Here is a 19,985-nt window from a genome sequence, read left to right on the forward strand (position 1 = left end):
AGTTATCGCTATCCTTGCACGGAGCATCGGCGCGGTCAACGGATTCGAGGTGGAACATGGCGAAGGGCGAGCGCACGCGCGCGCGGACCGTCGAGAGGTTCCTCGACGCCGGGCTGGAGGTGTTCGCGGAGCGCGGGTTCCACGCCGCTTCGATGGACGAGATCTGCGCCCGCGCGGAACTCTCCCGCGGCGCCTTCTACTCGAACTTCTCCGGCAAGGAAGCGCTGTTCTACGCCCTGTTCGACCGGCACGCCGAGGATCAGGTCGGCCGGATCACCGCAGTGATCGACGGAGCGGACTCGCTGGACGGAGCCATTGCCGGCGCCGCGCGCGCGGCCGCGCCCGACGATCCCGACGAACGCCGTTGGGCCCTGCTCTCGACGGAGTTCACCATCTACGCGGCGCGCGACCCCGAGGCCGCGCGCCGGCTCACCGTCCGCGACGTCGTTCTCCGCGAGCGCCTGTCCGCCGCACTCGCCCGCTTCGTCGGGCCGGACGACGCCACGACGCTCGCCCGGTACGCGATCGCGCTCTACGAGGGCGTCCAGCTCACCCACCTCGTCGACCGCGACTCCTCCGCCGCCCGCGACCTGCTCCTACGGTTCCTGCCGGCCGGTCTGCACACCGTCGAGAGCTGACGGCGCGACCGCCGCGGACGCGGAAACGTCAGCGGTCCCGCAGGACTCCCATCCACGCGGCGGCGATGGCGACCGCCGCGCGATCAGGATCGAACTGCTCGCGCCGGAGGCGCCTCCGGAGCAGGTAGTACATCGGCGCGTGCATCACGGCGGCCCGCATCGCCGTGTCCTCCGCGTCGACGCCGATGCCGGCCGCGCCGAGCGCCTCCGCGAGGTTCGCGCTACCGGGCAGGTCGTCTGGGAACAGGCGCCCGAACAGCTCCGGGTCGGCGTCCGCCGCCTCGTAGACGGGACGCATGTCGTCCTCGATCTCCGGCCACCGTCGGATCGACTCCCGCACCCATCCCTCGAGCGCCGCACGATCGGGCGGATCGATCAGGGGCCCCAGGTCGAGATACCTCCCCAGGAGCCGGTGCCCCGACCGCGCGACCAACTCCGGTAGCACGTCCGCCTTCGTCCGGAAGTGCAGGTAGAACGTGGCCCGACTGGCGCCGGCCTCGGCGCTGATCGCGTTCACCGTCGCCCCCGCGTAACCGTCCCGGGCGAAGACACGGACCGCGGCCTCGATCAGCAGCGCCCGCGTGGTCTCGCGCTGCACGTCGCGCAGGTTGGACCGCGGCACTCCGGAGGATTCGGCTTCGGTCACGGTCCGTGACTCTACCGAGGTGATACCGCCCGCTTTCGAACGACGGTTGTGGCGCAAGACACATTCCTGCTACCTTCGATTTCGCCAGACACTGTGTCTAGTGACACGACTCGACGTCACCGAAGGCGTCCCGTCAGAGAGAGGACGACGATGTCTCACCCCTACGACCGCGAGGTCGCCCCGGTCATCCCCTATCTGCCCCGGGTGGACGTCGCCGACGTCGACGGGACCCGCGCCGGCCTCGCCGCCGCCGCGTCGGCCGCACCGTCGTTCGAGCCCGGCCCGGGCGTCCGCATCGAGGCGCGCACGGCCCCCGGGCTCGACGGTGCGCCGCCCGTCGACGTCTACGTCGTCACCCCCACGGCGCCGGCCGACGGTCCGCGCCCGGCCCTGGTGTGGCTGCACGGCGGCGGCTTCGTCATCGGCGACGCCGCCGAATCGCTGCCGTTCCTGTGCCGGGCGGCGCAGGAGGCGGGCACCGTCGGCGTCTCGGTGCAGTACCGGCTCGCCCCCGAGACCGCCTTCCCCGGCGCCTTCGACGACGCCCGCGCGGCGCTCGCCTGGGTCGCCACCGAAGCGGGCGAGCTCGGCGTCGACGCCGGCCGGATCGCCGTCGGCGGCCAGAGCGCGGGTGGTGCGCTCGCCGCCGGCCTCGCCCTGCACGACCGCGACACCGGTGCCCGGCGGGTCGCGTTCCAGCTGCTCGACATCCCCGTCGTCGACGACCGGATCGACACGGAGTCGATGCGCGACTACCCCGATGCCCTGCTGTGGCACCGACGCAACGCGGAGCTGAGCTGGGCGGGCTACCTCGCCGGCGCCCCCGCCACGCCGTACGCCGCCCCCGGCCGCGCGACCGACCTGCGCGGCCTGCCCCCGGCGTTCATCACCGTGAACCAGTTCGATCCGCTGCGCGACGAGGGCCTCGAGTACGCCCGCCGGCTCGCCCACGCCGACGTCCCCACCGAGGTGCACATGTACGCCGGCACGTTCCACGGCTCGTCGGGGGTGGCCGTGTCCGCCGCCGTCTCGCAGCGCCAGAACTCCGACCTCTGCGCGGCACTCGCCCGCGCCGTCACCGCCATCGCCGAGGAGGCACACGCATGAACCGGGACGTCGACGTCATCGTCATCGGGGCCGGGTTCGCCGGCCTCTACGCCCTGCACGCCCTGCGGGAGCAGGGTTTCACCGTCGCCACGTTCGAGGCCGGCACCAGCGTCGGCGGAACGTGGTTCTGGAACCGCTACCCCGGCGCCCGCTGCGACGTCGAGAGCCTCGACTACCAGTACTCGTTCAGCGAGGAGCTCGCCACCGAGTGGACCTGGACCGAGCGCTACGCGACCCAGCCCGAGATCCTCGCGTACGCGGAGTGGGTCGCCGACCGCCTGGACCTGCGGCGGCACATCACCTTCGAGACCAGGGTCGACGGTGCGCGGTTCGACGAGGAGTCCTCCACCTGGCGGGTCTCCACGTCCGACGGTGCCGTCACCACCGCCCGGTTCGTGGTGACCGCCGCCGGGTCGATCTCGGCGACCAGCGTCCCGCCGTTCGCGGGCGCCGAGTCCTTCCGGGGCGAGACCTACCACCCCGGCCGCTGGCCGGCGGAGGGCGTCGACTTCACGGGCAAGCGCGTTGCGGTCATCGGCGTCGGATCGTCCGGCGTGCAGCTGATTCCGCACCTGGCCGACGCGGCCGGGCACCTCACGGTCTTCCAGCGCACCCCGGCGTACACGGTCCCCGCGCGCAACCGCGCGCTGTGCGCCGACGAGATCACCCTCGCGAAGAAGAATCACGCGGTGCTCGCGGAGCAGAAGCGCCGGACCTTCTCCGGCATCAATCTCCCGATGACCGGCGACGCCATCCTCGCGACGCCGGAGCCCAAGCGCACCACCGTCCTCGAGCAGGCGTGGAAGCTGGGCGGGAACCTGTTCCTCACCGCCTTCTCCGACGTCCAGCTGGACTTGGACGCGAACGAACTGATGGCCGCGTTCGTCCGCGACAAGATCGCCGCCGTGGTCGACGATCCCGCGACCGCGCGCGCCCTGACGCCGACCGACTATCCGATCGGCGGCAAACGGATCGTGACCGATACCGACTTCTACGCCACGTTCAACCGCCCGAACACCGACGTCGTGAGCCTCCGCGAGGACCCGATCGTCGAGATCGTCCCGACCGGTGTGCGTACCGAGTCCGGCCTCCACGAGGTGGACGTGATCGTCTACGCCACCGGCTACGACAACCTGACCGGCGCCCTGACCCGGATCGACTTCCGGGGCCGGGACGGCTTCTCGCTCAAGGACTCCTGGGCCGACGGCGCCCACACCTACCTCGGCCTGGCGACGTCCGGGTTCCCGAACCTGTTCACCATCACGGGGCCGCAGAGCCCGTCGGTCCTGGTCAACATGTTCGCCGCGATCGAGCAGCACGTCGAGTGGATCGTGCGCTGTCTGACCGACCTGCGCGAATCCGGTGTCGTCGAGATCGAGGCACTGCCCGAATCCGAGCGACAGTGGGGCGAGCAGGTCGAGGCCGCGATGGCGATGACGCTCTACAGCAAGACCAATTCCTGGTACCGCGGTGCCAACATCGCGGGTAAGACACAGCAAGCACTCATGTACTGCGGCGGACTGGTCGACTACCGCGACCGGTGCGATGACGTGGCGGCCGACGGCTACCGCGGCTTCGTCCTCACCGACGCAGCGGCTCTCACGGAAGAGGAAGTGGCGTGACGGATCGTCTGGCCGGGAAGGTCGCCCTGATCACGGGCGGCGCAATGGGAATGGGTGCGGCTCACGTCCGCGCGTTCGTCGCGGAGGGCGCGAAGGTGGTTGTCGCGGACATCGCCGACGACACGGGTCGCGCGCTCGTCGCGGAGCTCGGAGACGCCGCGTCGTACGTCCACCTGGACGTCACCGATGCCGCCGGCTGGGAGGCCGCGGTGAACCACACCGTCGAGACCTACGGCCTGCTGAACGTCCTCGTGAACAATGCGGGCATCTACAGCATCGGCCCGCTCGAGGACTACACGCCGGAGCAGTGGAACCGGACGATCGCGATCAACCTGACCGGGCCGTACCTGGGCATGCGGTCCGCCCTGGCTGCGCTGACCGCCGCGGCGCCCGCGTCGGTGATCAACGTGTCCTCCACGGCCGGAATCCAGGGCTACACGGGCTATCACGCCTACAGCGCCTCGAAGTGGGGCCTGCGCGGCCTCACCCGATCGACGGCGATCGAGTTGGCGGAGCGCGGGATCCGGGTCAACTCCGTGCACCCCGGAGCGATCAAGACGCCGCTCATCACGTCCATCATGGAGGTGAGCGACGAGGACACCACGGGCAACACGCTGCACCGCTTCGCCCAGCCCGAGGAGGTGTCGGGGCTCATGGTGTACCTCGCCTCCGACGAGGCGTCGTTCGTCAACGGCGGCGAGTACGTCATCGACGGCGGCCACAGCGCCGGCCGCGAGATCTGATCCGCCCCTGACACGCCGTCGCCGGATCACGATCCGGCGGCGGCGCCGTCCTGTCACTCCGCGATCGGCCGTTCCCGTGCGCCGCAGCTGCGCGCGCGCTCGCAGTGGCTCCGCGATCAGTCGACATCCACGCCGAACGAGGTGGCCAAGTCGGCGAGACCCCACTCGTAACCCTGGCCGACAGACCTCAACCGCCACACGTCGTTGCGGAGATACACCTCGACCAGACGCAAAGATCGTTCCGTGGTGGCGGCGTCGAGAGTGCCTCTCATGACGGTCGCGCCGTCATCGCCCGAAGAGACTTCGACCTCAATGGCTCCTACGTCACCGAAGTGGACGTCGTCGCCGTCGACGACGGCGGCGATCACGACCCGCCGCGCCTGGTCGGGTAGTTCGGACAGGCACACGGCGACACCGTGATCGCTGGCACTGTTCACCTGGAGCCGCACACCCGGCGTAATCGGCTGGTTGAAGAAGACCATGTCCTCGTCGCCCGAGACCAGCTCCTCGTCGTCGAGGACGAACGCGACGACGTCGACTGCGTACCCAGTGGTCTCCGCCCAGGTGACTCGGAACGTCCACTCCGCCCCTCGATCTCCCACCGGCAGATCCACCACTTGTCCGCGGGAGAGCTCCCTTGGGACGACGAAATCGCCCACTGCGTGCGTATCGGGCACGGCTGCCATCTCAGGCGCAGTTGTCGTCGCTTCTCCTCGAACCAGTTCCGGTCCGTGAATCGGCAAACCGAGGACTACGATCTTCGCGAAGCGCGGGTCCCGATCGCCGTTGTCGAGAACGATCACGTCACTCACCGATCTCGACAGATTGACTGCGACAGAGCCTCCCTGCTCCGCCACGCGGGACCGGATGTCTCCGGCCGTGCGGTGATCGCCGCCCAGGACGAGGATCCGTCGGCCGGCGAGCGGCCCGGGCCCCGCTGCGGGCTTTCTCTCCTGCGTCCTTGCCGGCGTCGCTTCCCGCAGAGCCGGGCTCGACTTGGGAATGCCGGGCACGATGTTGGCGAGGAGCCTGAGGAAGTCCGCTTCGCGGACGATCGGCGTGCCGTGCGCAACGGCAGCCCTCACCTTCCGCGAATCACCATCGTGCCGGTGGGCGACGAGCAGGCTCGTGTGCCGACTCACTGAACCGACCATGTCCAGGCCCGCACGGTCGCCGGCCGCGGTCAGTTCGAGCCGAGACGATGCCGTTTCGCCCGTGATCGCTACCTTCATCCCCTGAACCAGGACGGTCTCCAGACGTCCCGGGTTCCGGAATGCACAGGGCGGCTTTGGCCCCAGTCGAGACGGCTCGAAACGCGCTGCGCCGCTCGGCTTCGTCGCGGGTGCGCTCGGAACCACAGGGGGCTTCACCCCGAGCAGCGATGCGTCCGCGAGGAGGCGAAGCAGGACTCCAGCGAGCACACGCGAGTCTTCAAGAGCGTCATGCGCGCGCCGCTGAGGCACGCCGTAGTGCACGGCCAGAGTGCCCAGACGACAATCGACGGTCGGTGGGGCCACCCGACGAGCGAGGGCCAGGGTGCACATCCGGTCGACCACAGGCATCTCTCCACCGCAGCGTCGGAACTCAGCATCGAGGAACGCCATGTCGAACGCCGCGTTGTGCGCGACGACCGTGCGTTGCCGAATCATGCCGGCCACGCGGGGAAGAACTTCGGAGAATGCGGGCGCGCCGGCGAGCACCTGTCTCGTCAAACCATGGACGTGCACTGGTCCCGGATCGCAACCGGGGTCGATGAGGGTGTGGAACTCGGATTCGATCCGTCCGCTGGAATCGAGGAGGACGACCGCTATCGACAACACTCTGTGCCGCTCAGGCGAGAGGCCCGTCGTCTCGACGTCCACCAGGGCCAGGGACGCCAGATCCAGATCATGATTCAAGAGCGCGGGTTCAAGCACCCAAGATCAGTATCACGTCGGCCGGACAATTCCTGCGCTTCCGACGGTCCGATCGCCGCCCGCGACGATCCCGCACAGCAGAAGCGGGATCAGCAGCACCAGCAGGGTGATCAGCGGGAGGGTCCAGTCCCCGCGCACGCCGTGCAGGACGCCCATGAGCATCGGACCCCAGGCGGCGAAGAGGTAGCCCACGGTCTGCGACATCGCCGAGAGCGAGACCGCCTCGGACGTGGTGGCGGCGCGCAGGTTCATCATCGTGACCGCGAGCGAGATCATCGCGCCCAGGCCGAAGCCGACGAAGATGTTCGCGATCCACGCGCCGAGGCCGTTCCCGAAGGCGAGGACGCCGAGGACGCCGATCCCCTGCAGCGCGACGGCCGCGACCGCGACGATCCGCTGCTCGCGACGCCGCGCCGCCCACTGCGGGAAGGTCAGCGCGGTCACCACGCTGAGCAGGCCGCCGATCGCGAGCATCGCGCCGCCGGCCTCCGCGGACATCCCGCGGTCGCGGTAGATCGTGGGGATCCACCCGATGAGGGCGTAGGCCTGCAGCGACTGCAGTCCCATGAACCCGGTGACCGCCCACGCGACCGGGCTGCGCAGCACCGTCCGGGCCGCGCCGCGGGCGTCGGCACCGTCGTCCTCGGGGACGGTCCGGCGGAACCTGAGGTACCGCACCGTGACCACGACCAGCAGCGCGGCGGCGACCAGCGACGGGATCGCCCAGAGGGCGAGCGAGCCGCGCCAGCTGCCGCCGAGGGCCGTCGCACCGGGAACCGTCAGCGCCGAGGCGAAGCCGGTGGAGAGGCAGACCATCGAGGTGAACAGGCCCGTCATCAGTCCGATGCGGTGGGGGAAGAAGATCCGCACGAGGACGGGCCCGAGCACGTTCCCCAACGCGATGCCGGCGCCCGCGAGCATCGTGCCGCCGAGCAGGACGGCCCAGCTCGGCGCGATCCGCAGGGCGCTGCCGATCGCGATCATGGTGACGGCCACCGTCGCCACCACGACCGCGGTGTAGCGGCGGGCCAGGCGCGGTGCGGCGGCCGAGAACAGGCCGAGGCAGATCACGGGGCCGGTGGTGAGCATCGCGACCTCGGCGCCGCTGAGGCCGTAGGCGTCGCGGATCTCGTCGAGCACCGCGGACGAGCTGCCGAAGATCAGGCGCAGGCAGATGCCCATCGTGATCAGGGCGGCCGCGCAGGTCAGGACGCCGACGGCCCGGAGCGGGGCGGGGACGGGGTCGTGCGGGTGCGACGTCATCCCCGGAATCATGGGATGACTTTGACGTCCGCGTCAACTCACCGCCGCGACCTCCTCGTCGAGCGCGCGGAGCACAGCGGCCACCGCGGGCCGCCGCTCGGCGCCGGGCCGGGTCGCCACCTCGAGGATGCGGGCGGCGAGGACACCGACGATCTCCAGGCTGCGCACGCCGGGATGCGTCACGGCGTGGCGCGCGACCAGCGCCACGCCGAGCCCGGCCGCGACCATCGCCTGGATCGTGTGGAAGTCGTTGATCCGCTGCACCACCCGTGGCTGCACTCCGGTGATGGTCGCGAGGGAACGGAGCACGTCGTCGACGGGGAAGCCGTCGCGCACACTGATCCAGTCCAGATCCGCGAGCTGCGCCGCGTCGACCCGGCCGGCCTCCGCGAGCGGGTGGTCGACCGGCACCACCAGGTCGATCGGCTCACGCATGAGGACGCGGGAGGCGATCCGGGGCCCGCCGAGCGGCGCGGCCCGCTCGTCGCGGTGCGCGACCACCACGTCCGCGTCGGCGAGCATCGCCGGCAGCTCCGTGCCGGGCAGGTCGGCGTCCGCGGCGGCCACCTGGATGCCCGCGGCGGCGGTGCGGCGCAGCACGCCGGGCAGGAGGAGTTCGGCCGCCGACGGGAAGAGCGTCAGCCGGACCACGCCGATCGGCGTCGAGCGGTAGCGGTCCATCTCCGCGCGCGCCCGGTCCAGTTCGCCCAGAACGGATTCCGCGCGGACCACGAGCGCCAGCCCGGCGTCGGTGAGGCGCACGCGGCGACCGTGGGGCTCGAGCAGGTCGACGCCCGCCTCGCGCGCGAGCACCTTGAGTTGCTGGGACACCGCCGACGGCGTCATATCCATCGCCCGGGCCGTCGCCGCGACCGTGCCGCGATCGGCGAGCTCACGCAGGATCCGCAAGCGGTGCACGTCCATGCGCACCGAGAGTACGCGGGGCTCAGCGCAGGGCGTACCCGCCGTCGACGTACAGCGTCGAGCCCGTCGTGTAGGTGTTCGTGAACAGGTGGACCACCGCGGCGGCGATCTCCTCCTCGGTCCCCGGCCTCCCGAGCACGGCCTCGCGCTCAATGTGCGCGAAGGCCGCGTCGCGCACCTCCGGCGGCCTGCCCGCCCAGAGATTCCCGTCGACGGTGCCCGGCGCGATCGCGGTGACGCGCACGGGTGCCAGCTCGACGGCCAGGCCGCGCGCGAGGCCCTCGATCGCGGCGTTCGCGGCGACGTACGGCGCCGCCGGACCCGCGGGACGCACGCTGGCCGCGCCGGAGGTGAGCACCACCGCGGCGTCGGAGGTCAGCTTCGGCAAGGCCGCCTTGACCACGCGATACTGGCCCCAGAACTTCGATTCGAAGGGACTGCGCGCGTCTTCGACGGAAAGGTCTCGGAACGACCCGACGGTGTAGGTGGCCGCCGTGGTGAACAGCGCGTCGACCGCATCGATCCCGGCGAAGAAGGCCCCCACCGACTCCGGGTCGGCGGTGTCGACCGTCCGCGCGGTCGCGGCAGGACCGAGCTCGGCGACGGCACCGTCGAGCCGCTCCTGCGAGCGTCCCCCGAGGACGACCCGGGCCCCCTCCGCGACGGCGAGACGGGCAACGGCCAGGCCGATTCCGCTGCCTCCCCCGATGAGGACGACGGTGCGGTCACGCAGTGCGAAGGTCATGCCGCGAAGCTAGCGACCCCACCCCAGCGCGGGGCAGTGCTGCGCGCCGCGTGATTCCAGATCCGTGTAGCGCCGCTACATGGACACTCAAGAAGTATTCGATTGTTCTTCCTGTCCGGGGCCGGGACAGTGGAGTTCATGAGCCCCCGTCACCGCCTCGTCGCCCTCACCGTCGTCGTGCTGTGGGGTCTCAACTTCCTCGCCATCCGCTACAGCCTCGACTACTACCCGCCGCTGTTCCTCGGCGCGCTGCGGTTCCTCGTGCTGGCGCTCCCCGTGCTGCTCTTCGTGCGACCGCCGAAGGGACCGGTCAAGTGGCTGCTGCTCTACGGCATCGGGTCGGGCACCTTCCAGTTCGGCCTGCTGTTCACCGCGATGCACATCGGCATGCCCACCGGCCTCGCCTCGCTGGTGCTGCAGTCGTCCGCTCCCTTCACCGTGCTGCTCGGTGCCGTGCTGCTGCACGAGAAGCTGACCGTCCGACAGATCGCGGGCATCGGGATCGCCGTCGTCGGCATGGGCCTGATCATCGCCGACCGCGCGGACGCCGCGGCCGGGGTCGGGGTGCTCGGCGTGATCCTCACCCTGCTCGGCGGGCTCAGCTGGGCGTTCGGCAACATCGGACAGCGGCTGGCGGCACCGTCGGAGCCCTTCCGCTTCACGCTCTGGATGTCGGTCATCCCGCCCCTGCCCATGCTGGCGCTCAGCGCGGCGGTCGAGGGCCCCACGATCGGCTGGAAGGCGCTGGCCCACAGCCTCGACGGTGTCGACGGTCGCCTCGCCCTCCTGGGCGTCGCCTACATCGCCATCCTGAGCACCGTCGTCGGGTACGGGCTGTGGGGCGCGCTGATGGCCCGCTACCCCGCCTCGACGGTCGCGCCAGCGACGCTCCTCGTTCCCGTCGTCGGCATCGCGGCGAGCGCGGTGGTGCTCGGCGAGCACCCCACCGCACTCGCGCTGGCGGGCGCCGGGATCGTCATCGCCGGCTGCCTGCTGGGGATGCTGCGCAGGCCCGCGCCGCTACCGCTCGGCGATGAGCGCGATGGTGCCGGCGGCGAGCTCGACGTCGCCATCGCCGATGACCTCGGCGAGCGCGGCGCGCAGGGCGACCCGGCGGTCGTCCGGCAGGGTTGAGTGGCCCGAATAGGTGAAGACGAGGTCCAGCCACCGGTCCTTCTCCTGCGTCTCGGTCCACGAGTCCTCGCGCTCGGTGACGGTGAAGCCCGCGGCCTCGAACCGGCCGCGCAGCTCCGCCATCGCGAACATCTGGTCGTGGGCCGTGCCCGCACCCGCCGCCTCGACGTTGACGTAGTCCTCGCTCGCTGCCCGCAGGTCGTCGTTCGACGGTGCCGTCGGCCGCAGCTTGTTCCACAGCAGGACGACGCGGCCGCCCGGGTTGAGCAGGCCTGCGAGCCGCGGGACCGCGGTCTCGGCGTCGACCCAGTGCCAGGACTGGCCGAAGGTCACCAGGTCGAAGGTGCGGCCCCGCGCGTCCCACTCCTCGAAGGTCGCGACCTCGGCGGGGACGCCCGACTCGCGCGCGACCGCTGCCATGGCACCGTCGGGCTCGACGGCGAGGACGTCCAGCCCGCGGTCCCGCAGCTGCCGGGCGAGGATCCCGGTCCCGGCGCCGACGTCGAGGGCGGTGCCACCGGTCGCGATCGCGTCCAGCGTGACGTCGCTGTAGCGCGGGCGGAGCCGGTCGTAGTCGTCGGCGATCGCCCCGAAGGAGAGGGCGCGGCGCCGATCTTCGTGCAGTTCAGCCATGAATCCAGCTTGCCCTATCCTGGAGCGCATGCCCGGACTCCCCCTCCGCGCCCGCGCGGCGCTGCTCGCCGCCCGATCCGCAGCCTGGGCGTCGCAGCGCGCCGGGCGCGGCAAGGGCTCGATGATCGGCGGCCTCGTCGCACTCAAGATCGAGCCGAACCTCATGTCCCGGCTCGCCGCCGGCAAGCGGACCGTCGTCGTGACCGGCACCAACGGCAAGTCGACCACCACCCGGATGACGGCCGCCGCGCTCGGCACGCTCGGCCGGGAGGTCGCCACGCAGGCCGACGGGGCCAACATGGACGCCGGCATCGTCGCCACGCTCACCGCGCACCAGCGCGCGCCGCTCGCGGCCCTCGAGGTCGACGAGCTGCACGTGCCGCACGTCCTCGACGCCACCGCCGCCGAGGCGCTGATACTGCTGAACCTGTCCCGCGACCAGCTCGACCGGGTCGGCGAGATCAACGCCATCGAGCGCCGACTGCGCGCGGGCGTCGACGCGCACCCCGAGCTGACCGTGATCGCGAACTGCGACGACGTGCTCGTGACGTCGGTCGCGTACGACGCGAAGAACGTCGTCTGGGTCGCGGCCGGCGCCGGCTGGACCAGTGACTCCACCTCGTGCCCCCGCTCGGGCGAGCCCATCGTCCGCGACGGCGCGCACTGGTACTCGACGGGGACCGACTTCTCCCGTCCCGAGCCCGACTGGTGGGTGGACGACACCTCCATCCACGGGCCGGACGGCTTCGTCGCGCCGCTCACTCTGAGCCTGCCGGGCCGCGCCAACCGCGGCAACGCCGCGCAGGCCGTCGCCGCGGCGGTCGCCATGGGCGCCGACCCGCAGGCCGCGGTCGAGGCCGTCGGCACCGTCGGCGAGGTCGCCGGACGGTACGCGACGGTCACCGTCGGCGAGCACACCGTGCGGATGCTGCTCGCGAAGAACCCCGCCGGCTGGCAGGAGGCCATGTCGATGATCGACGGCACCGCCGAGGGCCTGGTCATCGCGGTGAACGGGCAGGTGCCCGACGGCGAGGACCTCTCCTGGCTGTGGGACGTGCAGTTCGAGCGGTTCGAGAACGGCAAGGTCGTCGCCTCGGGCGAGCGCGGCGCCGATCTCGCGGTACGGCTGACCTACGCCGGCGCCGAGCACTCGCTGGTCGCCGACCCCCTGACCGCGATCGCCTCGTGCCCGCCCGGGCGCGTGGAGGTGCTCGCGAACTACACAGCGTTCCGCGACCTGAACACGGCTCTCGAAGGGCGGCGCGCGTGATCGACTTCTCCGGATCCGAGTCCCGGATCACCGAATCCACGCTGGTCATCGGCCTGGTGCTGCCCGACGTGATGGGCACCTACGGCGACGGCGGCAACGCCCTGGTCCTGCGCCAGCGCGCGCGGCTGCGGGGCATCGACGCCGAGGTCCTGCCGATCACGCTCGCCGATCCCGTCCCCGCGACCTGCGACATCTACACCCTGGGCGGCGCCGAGGACTACGCGCAGCGGCTCGCCACGCGGCATCTCACGCAGTACCCGGGCATGCAGGAGGCCGCAGCGAAGGGCGCGCCGGTGCTGGCGATCTGCGCGGCGATCCAGGTGCTCGGCCACTGGTACGAGACGTCCGAGGGCGAACGCGTCGACGGCATCTCGCTGTTCGACCTCACCACCACGCCGCAGGCGGAGCGGTCGATCGGCGAGATCGAGGGTGTGCCGCTGATCGACGGGCTCACCCAGCCGCTCACCGGTTTCGAGAACCACCGTGGCGGTTCGGCTCTCGGCCCGGACGCCGCGCCGCTGCAGCGCGTGGTGCGGGGTACCGGCAACGGTGCGGGTGCCGCGGTCGACGGGGTAGTGCAAGGCAGCGTGCTCGGCACCTACATGCACGGCCCCGCGCTGGCCCGGAACCCGGAGCTGGCCGACCACCTGCTGTCCCGCGCGACCGGGCGGTCGCTCGAGCCGCTGGACCTGCCCGACGTGGACCTGCTGCGGCGCGAGCGCCTGCGGAAGTAGGACCGCCGGGGCCGTCCGGGGTTCACGCACGCTCGGCCCGGGCCCGCGGGGCAGGTGTCTCGTCGCGAAGCCATGCGTGCGACGCATGGCTGCGTCTGCCCAGTTCAGCGTGTGTTTTTGGGACGCCGGCCATGCGTACGACGCATGCCTGCGTCACCCGCCGCGCCGGATCCAGGTGGTGCCCACGTCGCCGACGAAACATGTCGGTGCGGCGTCCTAGCCTGTCTCATCATCGAGAGTTCGGGGGGACATCGTGAGCAGAACCAGCAAGCAGCGGCGCGACGCGCGGAAGAAGCGGAATCGCGGAGCTGAGAACGGCGCAGCATGAGTAGCACAACGGGTGCTACCGTTGGGCACATGGAGCAGATCGGGGTCCGTGAGCTGCGGCAACATGCGTCGAAATACCTCGCCCGCGTGGAGGCGGGCGAGGAGATCGAGGTGACCAATCACGGCAGGCTCGTCGCCCGGCTGGTCCCGGTCAGCGAGAAGGAACGCCAATTCCGCGAATTGGTCGCGGCCGGAAAGATCAAGCCCGCCAAGCACCCGTTCGACCTCGAGAAGCTCGTCGCGATGCGGAGGCCGCTACGGCCCGGCGAGAAGTCGCTGACTCAGATCCTCCTGGAGATGCGGGAAGAATGATCTACATGGACACCTCCGCACTGACCAAGCTCATCATCGCGGAGCACGAATCGGACGCGCTCACCATGTGGGTCGCCGAACAAGCCGAAGCGCACGAGTCGTTGACAACCAGTGACGTCGGCCGCATCGAGCTGATGCGCACGGCGGCGCGCCGCGATGACGAGGAGATCTTCGACCACGCCCGATACGTCGCGAACTGGATCAACGGCGCTTCAGTGACCGAGGAGATCGTTGCCGGAGCCGAGCGCATCGGACCACCGACTCTGCGATCGCTCGACGCGATTCACCTGGCGTCGGCCGTGAGCATCCACGAGCAACTCAGTGCATTCGTCAGCTACGACAAAAGACTTCTGGACGCCGCGCGAGCGGAGGGGCTCACCGTCGTCTCGCCCGGCGCGGAGTAGTCACCAGAGCCCCAGAACTGCCTGCTCGGTCGCGAGGAGACGCATCTTGGTCTCCACGCCGCCGCCCGCGGAGAAGCCGCCGGTGCGACCGTTCGCCGCGGTGACGCGATGGCACGGAACGACGGGCGGATACGGGTTCTCGCCCAGCGCCCGGCCTACCGCGCGGGCCGAGCCGGGAAGGCCGATCTCCGTGGCTATCTCGCCGTAGGTGCGAGTCGAGCCGGGCGGGATCCGTCGCGCCACGTCGTAGACGGCGCGCTGGAAGTCGGTGAGCCCCCGCATGTCCAACGGCACCCAGGCGAGGTCGTCGTCGAGGTTCGCACCGGAGACCAGGCCGACGACGGCCGCGATCACCCGCGCGATGGACTCCGGCGGTTCGGACGGCTCCGCGCCGTCGCCGAGGTATTGCGCGGTGATCTCGTCGGATTCCTCCGGCAACCGGACGGCGGTGACGGCATCGTCAGCGCCCCAGGCGATCCCGCACCGTCCGACAGCGGTGTCGAAGAGGGCGTACCCGGCGGCCACGTCAGCCCACCTCCCGCGCGAGCAGATCGAGGTTGGCATCCATGTAGTCGCGCCAGAGGCCGAGGCGGAAGTCGATGATCTGCGCCTCCTGCTCCGGGTGCTGCGCGATGTACTCGCTCAGCGGCGAGGCCCCGGTCCCGGCGCGCGCCCACTGCCGCACCAGCGCGCCGCCCTCGGCGGGTTCGACCTCGAATCCCCAGGTGGCCAACGGATCATCTGCCGGGCCCACTCGCCAGACCCAGCGCCGACCGTCCTCGACCTCGGCGACCTCGGGCTCGGTGAACCACTCGCCGATCTCCGGATCGGCGTTGTAGCCGCGGAACCGCGCTCCGACGGCGACGCCGTCGGCACCGTCGAGCCATTCGGCGCGCTGCAGCTCCCCCTCCGCCCGGGTGGGCAGCGTGATGTCCGTGACGAGGCGCCATGCCTCCTCCGGCGAGCAGGGCAGCCTCCGGGAGACCTCGATGATCGGATGGTCGCGCAGGCGCATGGGGCGATCCTATTCCGCCGCCCGCGCCGCGGCTTCGACCTTGGCGCGGTACGCGACCCAATCGGCACCGTCGGGAAGGTTGGTGTTGCCGGGCTGGAGGCCGGCGGCGCCGTCGATCATCTCGCGGAGGATGTCGGCCTGGCCGGCATGCCGGTCGAGGTCGAAGAAGGTGTGCATCGCGAGCCGGTGCACCGTGACCGACCGGCCGCGCTCGCCCCACCATGGCACGCTGCCCGTGGCGCCGAGGGGGAGCTCGGCGAGGGTCGCGGTGGCGTGGGCGCGGGACCGCGTGAACAGGTCGACGATCGCCTCCGTCGGCTCGTCAGCGCGCACCCACAGGTCATCGTCCGCGACGTACTCGGGCGACTCCGGATCGGGGAGGTGGGGATGCGCGAAGGGACGGCCGAAGCAGCCGCCGAGGTAACCGGAGTCCACCATCGCGCAGTGCTTGACCAGCCCGAGGAGATTCGTGCCCGTCGGCGTGAGAGGCCGGCGCAGGTCGTACCCACCGAGTCCGTCGAGCTTCCAGAGCAGCGCGTCCCGCGCCTGGTCCAGGTAGCGCTGGATATCGGCCTTAAGGGCCGCCTCGCTCGACTGGACGTCCATGCCCCGGCGGTGCCACAGGGCACCGACAGGTTTCTACGTCTCGACCATCCGGGGCTCGACGACGACGCAGCGATCACGCGTCCCGTCGACCGCGAACCAGCCGCGCTCGAACTCCTGCCAGCGCACGAGCTCGGCGCGCGACTCCTCGCCGTCGCGCGCGACGGCCCGTTCGAGTCGCTGCTCCGCGGTGCCGCCGTCCAGCCAAAGGCCCAGCGAGAGGCGATCGGCGAAGGAGCGGCGCGCGCTGGAGACGCCCTCGATCACGACGAGGGACGCCCGTGGCACGCGCAGCTCCTCCCCCGGCGTCGGCACGCCGTCGCGCCAGACCATGGGGCGGTAGAAGGCGTCCCGGCCGCGGACCAGGGGGTCGATCACCTCGTCGACGAGCTGCGGCCACCACGACACCGGGTCGTCCCAGGTGGCGTAGTGGTCCGTGCGGATCAGGGCGACCCGGGCACCGTCGGCCCGGAGATCGCCCACGAGGCGCTGCGCGTACGTCGACTTGCCGGCCCCGGAGGGACCGTCGATCGCGACGATGCCCTCGGCGCCGCCCAGCCGGGCCAGCAGTTCGGAGGCCTCCATGCCTCACCCGCCCGCGGGCGGGAACTCCTCGAGCACGCGCGGCGGCTCGGACAGGGCACGACGGCCGCTCATGGCACGGCCGAGGGTCAGCTCGTCGGCGAACTCGAGCTCGGCGCCCATCGGCAGGCCCGCGGCGGGGCGCGTGACGGTGAGGCCCGGGAAGTCCTTGAGCATCCGCACGAGGAAGGCCGCGGTGGCCTCCCCCTCGGTGTTCGGATCGGTCGCGATGATCACCTCGTCGACGTCGACCCCATCGACCGATGTGCCGAGGCGGACGAGGAGCTCGCGGATCCGCAGCTTGTCCGGACCGATCGACTTGATCGGGTTCAGCGCGCCGCCGAGCACGTGATAGAGCCCGCGGTACTCGCGGGTCCGCTCCACGGCCTGGACGTCCTTGGCCTCCTCGACCACGCAGATCTTGGAGGCGTCGCGGCGCGGGTCCGAGCAGATCCGGCACCGGGTCTCGGCCGAGACGTTGCCGCACACCTCGCAGTAGCGCACGTCGTTGCGCACGCGGGTGAGTGCGTTCGTGAGCCGGTCGATGTCGGTGGGCTGCACCCCCAGGAGGTGGAACGCGATGCGCTGGGCACCGCGCGGTCCCACCCCCGGGAGCTTGGCCAACTCGTCGATCAGCTCCTGAACGGGTCCTTCGTACACGTGCCGACCGTCAGAAGGGCAGGCCGCCGGCCAGCGGCCCCATCTTCTGCTGCGCGACGGCGGCGGTGTTCTCCGCCAGGTTCGAGAGCGCTCCCAGGACCAGGTCCTGCAGGGTCTCGACGTCCTCCGGGTCGACCACCTTGGGGTCGATGGTCACGGACTGCACCTGGCCGTCGCCGGTGCCGGTGACCTTCACGAGGCCGCCGCCGGCCTGTCCCTCGACGGTGGTGACCGCGAGTTCCTGCTGGGCCGCCATGAGCTGCTGCTGCATCGCGCCGACCTGGGCCATCAGGTCTTCCATCGAGCCTCCGGGCTGCATGCTTGTCTCCCTAACGCCGGTCACATGACCCGCTATGTCCGATTCGTGTTACTTGTGTTACCACCGTGCCGGTTGGGGCGGTACAGTGCGATCCGTGACGAACCGCCGTTCCGCCCTCCTGGCCGCGACCGTGCTCCCCGCACTGGTCCTCTCCGGCTGCACCCTCGGTGACGCCGGACAGCAGCGGAACGCGGCCGCACCCACCAGCCTATCGCCCGACGGCCCCGCCCTCGTGAACAACGCGGCGCCGCTCGCCGCCGGCGCGCTGAGCGGGAAGAAGATCTTCGTCGACCCGGGACACAACGGCGCGAACGACGCCACGATCAACAAGCAGGTCCCGACGGGGCGCGGCGGCACCAAGCCGTGCCAGACCACCGGAACGACCAGCGTGAACGGGGTGCCCGAGCACACCTTCAACTACGCGGTGGCGTACAAGCTCTACCAGGCGCTCACCGCCGCCGGCGCGCAGGTGATGCTCTCCCGCACCGACGACACGTCCGTCGCGTCGTGCATCGACGCCCGCGCCGCGGCCGCGAACTCCTGGGGCGCCGACGCCGCCGTGAGCATCCACGCCGACGGTTCCACCCCCGGTAACCGAGGGTTTCACGTGAATCTCTCCTCGCCGCCGCTCAACCCCGTGCAGGAGACGGCGAGTCCCGCGTACGCGGCGAAGATGCGCGACGCGCTGGTCGCCGGCGGTTTCACCCCGGCGGCGTACATCGGCTCGGGCGGGCTCTACCCGCGCTCCGACCTCGCCGGGCTCAACCTCGCGACGGTGCCGTCGGTCCTGGTCGAGGCGGGCAACCTCCGCGACGCGACCGAGGCGAAGGTGCTCGAATCCGCCGACGGCCAGCAGCGGCTCGCCGACGCCATCGCCGCCGGGCTCGCCGCCTACCTGGGCACTCCTGCGACGCGCTAGTCGTGAATCCGGCCGAATTCGGGGCTACGAAGCCTCATCCGGCTCGCTGATACGCTGAGCCGCCGAATTCACGACCGCCAGGTCCCGCCGGCTCACGTATTCGCGCTCGGTGCCGTCCACCGGATCGGCGAAGGCGAGCGTGCGCGCCAGCAGGCGCAGCGGGTCGGAGAAGTCGCCGTCCACGAACTCCCGCGGTTCCGGATACAGCGGATCCCCCAGGATCGGCACCCCCAGGCCGGACATGTGCAGGCGGAGCTGGTGCGTCTTGCCCGTCTCCGGGCGCAGCCGGTACCGCCCGACGGTGCCGCCCCGCCCGTCCGGCACCTCGGCCTCCAGCGCGACGTGCGAGCGCGCGTTCACCGGGCCGTCCACCTCGTAGGCCCGCATGATGCCGGGCGTCTTCTCGATCCGGGACTCCACGACCGGCGGCAGCGCAAGGCCGGCGCGTAGCGGCGCGAGGGCCGCGTACTCCTTGCGGGCCCGCCCGGTCGCGAACAGCTGCTGATAGGCGCCGCGCACCGCCGGGTCACGGGTGAACAGCAGCACGCCGGCGGTGAGCCGATCGAGCCGGTGCGCGGGCGAGAGCAGCGGCTCATCGAGCTCCCGACGCAGCCGCACCAGGGCGCTCTGCACGACCCGCGCGCCGCGCGGCATCGTCGCCAGGAAGTGCGGCTTGTCCACGACGACGATCCGCTCGTCCTCGTACAGGATCGGCATCGGGAAGGGCACGTCGATCTCGTCCGGCAGCTCGCGGTACATCCACACCGCCTGCCGGGCGGTCACCACCGAGCCTGGGCCGAGCGGCGCACCGTCGGAGGACAGGACGCGTCCCGCCGCGCTCTCCCGCGCGACGTACTCCGCCATACCCGGGAAGCGGGCCTCGAGGACCTCGCCGAGCGTGCGCCCGGCCTCCTCCTCGGCGATGACGAGCCGCGTCGGGTCGACCCCGTCGCGCAGCGGCAGGGGCGCGACGGGGGCGCCCCGGTGCCGCCGCGGCCGTCTAGCCGTTGGACTCGACCTGCACCTTGAGGTTGGTGAGCAGCTCGTCGTAGATGCGCCCGAGGCCCTTGGGGGCGAAGGTCTTCTCGAAGAAGCCGCCGATGCCGCCCGCGCCCTGCCAGGTGGTGGTGATGGTGACGGTGGTGGCGTCGCCCGCGCTGTCGGCGGCGACCGCCCGGTAGGTGGTGACCATCGAGCTGTTCGCGTCGGTCTCGGTCACGGTGACGCCGTCCACGGCGACAGTCGCGCGCACGTTGCGCGAGCGCTTCTCGGTGGCCTGCAGCACCCACTCGGCGACGGTGCCGGAGCCCTGGCCGCCCTCGACGACGCGGTACTCGCGGTAGTTCGGGGGCAGGATCTCCGCGCGGCGGGTGTAGTCGGAGATGGCCGCCAGGACCTTCTCGGGCGCGGCGGCGATGGTGATGGACTTTGTGGCGGTTACCTGGGCCAACGTACTTCGATCCTCTGAG

Annotated in this window: 24 protein-coding genes; 10 read left to right on the forward strand and 14 right to left on the reverse strand. The window is 71.3% G+C overall.

Annotation, left to right across the window (positions count from 1 at the left end; genetic code table 11):
- Positions 1 to 56 precede the first annotated feature (56 nt).
- Entirely contained in the window at positions 57 to 638 is a 582-nt protein-coding gene (locus tag ACLQ3K_RS15725) for a TetR/AcrR family transcriptional regulator (RefSeq protein WP_426000598.1), read from the forward strand.
- A gap of 28 nt (positions 639 to 666) precedes the next feature.
- Here ACLQ3K_RS15725 and ACLQ3K_RS15730 read toward each other — a convergent pair whose 3' ends face one another.
- Positions 667 to 1,284, reverse strand: a complete 618-nt coding sequence (locus ACLQ3K_RS15730; protein ID WP_426000600.1) for a TetR/AcrR family transcriptional regulator — start codon at positions 1,282 to 1,284, stop codon at positions 667 to 669.
- A 150-nt stretch (positions 1,285 to 1,434) separates the two neighbouring features.
- On the opposite strand from ACLQ3K_RS15730, the gene ACLQ3K_RS15735 reads away from it, so the two are divergent.
- The 3 genes from ACLQ3K_RS15735 to ACLQ3K_RS15745 are packed head-to-tail and all read left to right on the forward strand — an operon-like array spanning position 1,435 to position 4,756.
- Positions 1,435 to 2,391 carry an alpha/beta hydrolase gene (locus ACLQ3K_RS15735; RefSeq protein ID WP_426000602.1) on the forward strand — a complete coding sequence of 319 codons (957 nt, stop codon included), beginning with the start codon at positions 1,435 to 1,437 and terminating at the stop codon, positions 2,389 to 2,391.
- The gene (locus ACLQ3K_RS15740; protein ID WP_426000604.1) at positions 2,388 to 4,013 is read left to right on the forward strand and encodes a flavin-containing monooxygenase; all 1,626 of its coding nucleotides are present in this window, start codon (positions 2,388 to 2,390) and stop codon (positions 4,011 to 4,013) included. The genes ACLQ3K_RS15735 and ACLQ3K_RS15740 overlap by 4 nt, the downstream gene beginning before the upstream one ends.
- Positions 4,010 to 4,756, forward strand: a complete 747-nt coding sequence (locus tag ACLQ3K_RS15745; RefSeq protein WP_426000606.1) for a glucose 1-dehydrogenase — start codon at positions 4,010 to 4,012, stop codon at positions 4,754 to 4,756. The genes ACLQ3K_RS15740 and ACLQ3K_RS15745 overlap by 4 nt, the downstream gene beginning before the upstream one ends.
- 116 nt (positions 4,757 to 4,872) lie before the next feature.
- Here the strand turns inward: ACLQ3K_RS15745 and ACLQ3K_RS15750 are convergent, their stop codons facing one another.
- The 4 genes from ACLQ3K_RS15750 to ACLQ3K_RS15765 are packed head-to-tail and all read right to left on the reverse strand — an operon-like array spanning position 4,873 to position 9,604.
- On the reverse strand, positions 4,873 to 6,672 hold the full coding sequence (locus ACLQ3K_RS15750) for an exonuclease domain-containing protein (protein ID WP_426000608.1): 1,800 nt from the start codon (positions 6,670 to 6,672) through the stop codon (positions 4,873 to 4,875).
- 12 nt (positions 6,673 to 6,684) lie between these two features.
- Positions 6,685 to 7,935 (reverse strand): MFS transporter, encoded by a 1,251-nt coding sequence (locus ACLQ3K_RS15755; RefSeq protein ID WP_426000610.1) that lies wholly within the window; start codon positions 7,933 to 7,935, stop codon positions 6,685 to 6,687.
- A 33-nt stretch (positions 7,936 to 7,968) separates the two neighbouring features.
- A complete protein-coding gene (locus ACLQ3K_RS15760; protein ID WP_224650734.1) occupies positions 7,969 to 8,859 on the reverse strand; it encodes a LysR family transcriptional regulator in 891 nt (296 codons plus the stop codon).
- 22 nt (positions 8,860 to 8,881) lie between these two features.
- Positions 8,882 to 9,604, reverse strand: coding sequence for an SDR family oxidoreductase (locus ACLQ3K_RS15765; protein ID WP_426000612.1), 723 nt, complete (start codon positions 9,602 to 9,604; stop codon positions 8,882 to 8,884).
- 138 nt (positions 9,605 to 9,742) lie between these two features.
- On the opposite strand from ACLQ3K_RS15765, the gene ACLQ3K_RS15770 reads away from it, so the two are divergent.
- A complete protein-coding gene (locus ACLQ3K_RS15770; protein ID WP_426000614.1) occupies positions 9,743 to 10,738 on the forward strand; it encodes an EamA family transporter in 996 nt (331 codons plus the stop codon).
- Here ACLQ3K_RS15770 and ACLQ3K_RS15775 read toward each other — a convergent pair.
- Positions 10,625 to 11,371 (reverse strand): class I SAM-dependent methyltransferase, encoded by a 747-nt coding sequence (locus ACLQ3K_RS15775; RefSeq protein ID WP_224650741.1) that lies wholly within the window; start codon positions 11,369 to 11,371, stop codon positions 10,625 to 10,627. The genes ACLQ3K_RS15770 and ACLQ3K_RS15775 overlap by 114 nt on opposite strands.
- 28 nt (positions 11,372 to 11,399) lie before the next feature.
- Here ACLQ3K_RS15775 and ACLQ3K_RS15780 point away from each other — a divergent pair, with 28 nt between their 5' ends.
- The 4 genes from ACLQ3K_RS15780 to ACLQ3K_RS15795 all read left to right on the forward strand — a co-directional run bounded on the left by ACLQ3K_RS15780 (position 11,400) and on the right by ACLQ3K_RS15795 (position 14,418).
- Positions 11,400 to 12,641 (forward strand): MurT ligase domain-containing protein, encoded by a 1,242-nt coding sequence (locus ACLQ3K_RS15780; RefSeq protein ID WP_426000617.1) that lies wholly within the window; start codon positions 11,400 to 11,402, stop codon positions 12,639 to 12,641.
- Positions 12,642 to 12,667: 26 nt separating this feature from the next.
- Positions 12,668 to 13,375 carry a glutamine amidotransferase gene (locus ACLQ3K_RS15785; RefSeq protein ID WP_336671054.1) on the forward strand — a complete coding sequence of 236 codons (708 nt, stop codon included), beginning with the start codon at positions 12,668 to 12,670 and terminating at the stop codon, positions 13,373 to 13,375.
- Between the two features lie 357 nt (positions 13,376 to 13,732).
- On the forward strand, positions 13,733 to 14,014 hold the full coding sequence (locus tag ACLQ3K_RS15790) for a type II toxin-antitoxin system Phd/YefM family antitoxin (protein WP_224650745.1): 282 nt from the start codon (positions 13,733 to 13,735) through the stop codon (positions 14,012 to 14,014).
- 5 nt (positions 14,015 to 14,019) lie between these two features.
- Complete coding sequence (locus ACLQ3K_RS15795; RefSeq protein ID WP_426000619.1) at positions 14,020 to 14,418, forward strand: type II toxin-antitoxin system VapC family toxin; 399 nt, start codon at positions 14,020 to 14,022, stop codon at positions 14,416 to 14,418.
- On the opposite strand, the gene ACLQ3K_RS15800 is transcribed toward ACLQ3K_RS15795, so the two are convergent.
- The 6 genes from ACLQ3K_RS15800 to ACLQ3K_RS15825 are packed head-to-tail and all read right to left on the reverse strand — an operon-like array spanning position 14,419 to position 17,579.
- Positions 14,419 to 14,943, reverse strand: coding sequence for a methylated-DNA--[protein]-cysteine S-methyltransferase (locus ACLQ3K_RS15800; protein WP_426000621.1), 525 nt, complete (start codon positions 14,941 to 14,943; stop codon positions 14,419 to 14,421).
- Between the two features lies 1 nt (position 14,944).
- Positions 14,945 to 15,433, reverse strand: coding sequence for an SRPBCC family protein (locus ACLQ3K_RS15805; protein WP_426000623.1), 489 nt, complete (start codon positions 15,431 to 15,433; stop codon positions 14,945 to 14,947).
- A 9-nt stretch (positions 15,434 to 15,442) separates the two neighbouring features.
- A complete protein-coding gene (locus ACLQ3K_RS15810; protein ID WP_426000626.1) occupies positions 15,443 to 16,039 on the reverse strand; it encodes a DinB family protein in 597 nt (198 codons plus the stop codon).
- A gap of 33 nt (positions 16,040 to 16,072) precedes the next feature.
- Positions 16,073 to 16,621 (reverse strand): uridine kinase family protein, encoded by a 549-nt coding sequence (locus tag ACLQ3K_RS15815; protein ID WP_426000628.1) that lies wholly within the window; start codon positions 16,619 to 16,621, stop codon positions 16,073 to 16,075.
- A 3-nt stretch (positions 16,622 to 16,624) separates the two neighbouring features.
- The gene (recR, locus tag ACLQ3K_RS15820) at positions 16,625 to 17,278 is read right to left on the reverse strand and encodes a recombination mediator RecR (RefSeq protein WP_224650758.1); all 654 of its coding nucleotides are present in this window, start codon (positions 17,276 to 17,278) and stop codon (positions 16,625 to 16,627) included.
- 10 nt (positions 17,279 to 17,288) lie between these two features.
- Positions 17,289 to 17,579: a YbaB/EbfC family nucleoid-associated protein gene (locus ACLQ3K_RS15825; RefSeq protein WP_224650774.1), complete on the reverse strand. Its 291-nt coding sequence runs from the start codon at positions 17,577 to 17,579 to the stop codon at positions 17,289 to 17,291.
- Positions 17,580 to 17,691: 112 nt separating this feature from the next.
- On the opposite strand from ACLQ3K_RS15825, the gene ACLQ3K_RS15830 reads away from it, so the two are divergent.
- Complete coding sequence (locus ACLQ3K_RS15830) at positions 17,692 to 18,516, forward strand: Rv3717 family N-acetylmuramoyl-L-alanine amidase (protein WP_426000630.1); 825 nt, start codon at positions 17,692 to 17,694, stop codon at positions 18,514 to 18,516.
- 24 nt (positions 18,517 to 18,540) lie between these two features.
- On the opposite strand, the gene ACLQ3K_RS15835 is transcribed toward ACLQ3K_RS15830, so the two are convergent.
- Together ACLQ3K_RS15835 and ACLQ3K_RS15840 are read right to left on the reverse strand one after the other, a co-directional pair.
- Positions 18,541 to 19,380: a pseudouridine synthase gene (locus tag ACLQ3K_RS15835; protein WP_426000632.1), complete on the reverse strand. Its 840-nt coding sequence runs from the start codon at positions 19,378 to 19,380 to the stop codon at positions 18,541 to 18,543.
- A 136-nt stretch (positions 19,381 to 19,516) separates the two neighbouring features.
- Positions 19,517 to 19,966 carry an SRPBCC family protein gene (locus ACLQ3K_RS15840; RefSeq protein WP_224650762.1) on the reverse strand — a complete coding sequence of 150 codons (450 nt, stop codon included), beginning with the start codon at positions 19,964 to 19,966 and terminating at the stop codon, positions 19,517 to 19,519.
- Between the last annotated feature and the right edge of the window lie 19 nt (positions 19,967 to 19,985).

This window comes from Tsukamurella sp. DT100 (assembly GCF_049844855.1).
Taxonomy (GTDB): Bacteria; Actinomycetota; Actinomycetes; order Mycobacteriales; family Mycobacteriaceae; genus Tsukamurella.